The following is a 2,577-nucleotide window of genomic DNA, read 5'->3' as shown; positions in this document are numbered from 1 at the left end:
AGCATTAGAAGATGCTAAGAAAGTACTAGCAGATCCAAATGCAACTCAAGACGCTGTCAACAAAGCTAAAGATGCATTAAAAGCTGCAGAAGAAGCATTGAACGGTGAAAAAACACCAGCATCTGATGCTGAAAAAGTTCAACCAAGTATTCCAGAAAAGACTGAAGTAAAAGATCCTTCTAACTTAACTAAGGATGAAAAAGACAAGGTTAAAGAAGCTATTGAAAAAGCTAATAAGGATAAATTCTCACAAGGAACTAAAGTTGAAGTTGGTAATGATGGATCAGCTAATATCACTTATCCAGATGGATCTAAGGAAACTATCAAGGGTAGTGATTTGGTTGTAGAAATCGCTGATTCACCTAATAGAAGACCTTCTAAGTCAGATAATCCATCAAAGGCGGACAACCCAGCTAAGAAATTACCAAAAGCAGGTATTGAATCAGAAGCTATGATGATGGCTGCTGCAGCACTATCTACTTTGGGTGGATTGTATGTTTCAAGGAAGAAAAAAGAAGATGAAGAATAAATTATAGATTTTAATTCTGTAGTTTATTGAACTGAAAATACCCGATCGTATGATCGGGTATTTTTGTATGCAAAAATATTTGAATTTCAAAATCCTAACAAAAAAAGAGCCGTATTACAGGCTCGCGTTACTTCGTTGAAGGTATTTTTTAAATTTTGTGAGTTCTTCTTGGTTATTGATTTGAATCCATTTGTGTGAGTAGTGTTTTTTCATGTTGGCGTAGTTTTCTTGTTTTTCCTTGCTGCGTCCATCTATGAGTATCCATTTGATGAATTCAAAATCTAGTTTTTCGGGGCAATTGTCAGCCATGCTTTCTCTGGTTTTGCCACGATATTTGATGTAGCGTTTGATGGCTCTTAGTAGGCAATTGAATCTGTTGAAGTTGAGAAAGACTATAATGTCAGATAGTGCTAGTCTTTCTGTTTTCTTTAATTTGTCGTAGTTTCCATCTATTACCCAATCTTCTTGTTTCATAAAACTTTCTACTATGTTAATTGCTTCGTCAAGGTCACGTTCTTTCCAGTTTTCTGTGAGATTTACTTGGTCGAGGTGAAGCAATGGCAGATCGTATGTTTGTGATATGTCTTGTGCTAATGTTGATTTGCCAGAGGCTGAATATCCGATTACTGAAATTTTCACGTTTATCTCCTTATATTAATATGATCATCTTCTATTATTATATATAATAATGAGTGGGTTGTCACGTTACTATTTTTGCATTTGATGATATAATGTAATTAGTGATTTTTGAGGATTTTTATGTGCATAAAAGTCTTAATATATGTTAAAATAATAATTGTTAATTAGGAGATGATAGTATGAAGAGATTGATACCTATTGCGATTTTGGTTTTGGTATTGACGACGGGTTGCCTGAGAAAACCGGAACGTTACGAATCGATGAGAAATATGGAAAGAGCAGAGTCTGTGAAACATGAATCTACAGAACAAGCTAAGCCTGAGGATTCAAAACCAGAAGATACTACAGAAAAGCCTGCTTCAGAAAATACGGATTCTAACAAACCGGAAGAATTTACTGAGAAAACTATGAAGGTTACACCAGATATTTTGAATATGAGAAGTGAAGCTAGCACTAATTCTTCTATTGTGACTAAGTTAAAAAAGAATGATGAGCTTAAGGTTATCGAAGAAACTAAGGATGACGATGGGGCTACTTGGGTTAAGGTTGATTTTAATGGTCAAGTAGGTTTTGTTTCTAAGGAATTTTTGGGTGAGTAAATGATTGATGTTAATAGCAAGATAATGGCGGACATGAAGAATGGTTCGAGTAATTTGGATCAGGCTATTGCGACTGCAATTGAATATGCAAGACTTGGTTACAAGAAGGTTGTGAGTGCGTCGGAGATTTCTACGAATGGTAGGGTTTTGACATCTGATGAAAATCAACTTCTTATCGACAGGATTAATGATGAGCTTGATTACCAAAAAATTGATTTTCAGGTGTTGTCGGGCAATTTGATGAGCTGCGATCCTAAGATGATGGAATATTTTCACAATGATTTGATTAGTTCGATTAATTATTCCAGATATATTTTGCTTGAGATTCCAAGTACAACTGAATACAAGGATTTGAATAAGTTTATCTACGATATCCAAATCAAAGGTTTTGTTCCGATTATCGTTCATCCGGAAAGGTGCAAATACGTCCAAGAAAATCCAGATTATTTGATTTCTTTGAAGGAAAGGGACTGTTTGGTGCAATTGGATATGAGTTCTGTGGTTAAGCCTAAGTCTAGCAGGTTGTTCAAGACTGCTAAGGAGTTGTTGGACAGGCAAATGGTGGATGTTGTGGCTACGGAATCTGAAAATGCGTATGAGGCAGAATATATTAGAGATGGGATTAAATCTCTTCATAAGATTATAGATTCGGATTATTTTGATTTGATTATGAGACTTAATCCACAACTTATCGTGGAAGATGAGAGAATAGACAGGATTCCTGTGTTAGAGAAGAAGAGCGGCGGGGTTTTGTCGAAGATTTTTGGTAAGAGGAGATAAGATGAGAGATAACTTATTTGTAAGAACTTT

4 protein-coding genes are annotated in these 2,577 nt (G+C 35.4%); 3 read left to right on the top strand and 1 reads right to left on the bottom strand.

The genetic code is table 11. The annotated features are described in order from the left end of the window. Positions 1-529, top strand: a 529-nt coding sequence (locus KHW44_RS08470) for an LPXTG cell wall anchor domain-containing protein (protein ID WP_304068410.1), incomplete at its 5' end; no start/stop codon positions are given. 114 nt (positions 530-643) lie between these two features. On the opposite strand, the gene KHW44_RS08465 is transcribed toward KHW44_RS08470, so the two are convergent. Next, positions 644-1,168: a DNA topology modulation protein gene (locus KHW44_RS08465; protein ID WP_304068407.1), complete on the bottom strand. Its 525-nt coding sequence runs from the start codon at positions 1,166-1,168 to the stop codon at positions 644-646. A 179-nt stretch (positions 1,169-1,347) separates the two neighbouring features. On the opposite strand from KHW44_RS08465, the gene KHW44_RS08460 reads away from it, so the two are divergent. Further along, a complete protein-coding gene (locus KHW44_RS08460; protein ID WP_294684835.1) occupies positions 1,348-1,767 on the top strand; it encodes an SH3 domain-containing protein in 420 nt (139 codons plus the stop codon). After that, positions 1,768-2,547, top strand: a complete 780-nt coding sequence (locus KHW44_RS08455; RefSeq protein WP_304068403.1) for a tyrosine-protein phosphatase — start codon at positions 1,768-1,770, stop codon at positions 2,545-2,547. Positions 2,548-2,577 lie beyond the last annotated feature (30 nt).

It is taken from the genome of Finegoldia magna, from assembly GCF_018371055.1.
Taxonomy (GTDB): domain Bacteria; phylum Bacillota; class Clostridia; order Tissierellales; family Peptoniphilaceae; genus Finegoldia; species Finegoldia magna_I.
The sequence above is the reverse complement of the archived record's forward strand: the minus strand, read 5'-3'. Positions and strand labels throughout refer to the sequence as shown.

What these genes read in the sequence shown, in the direction of transcription:
- KHW44_RS08455 (WP_304068403.1), top strand. Translation starts at nt 1,768, where the DNA reads ATGATTGATGTTAATAGCAAGATAATGGCGGACATGAAGAATGGTTCG.
- KHW44_RS08460 (WP_294684835.1), top strand. Translation starts at nt 1,348, where the DNA reads ATGAAGAGATTGATACCTATTGCGATTTTGGTTTTGGTATTGACGACG.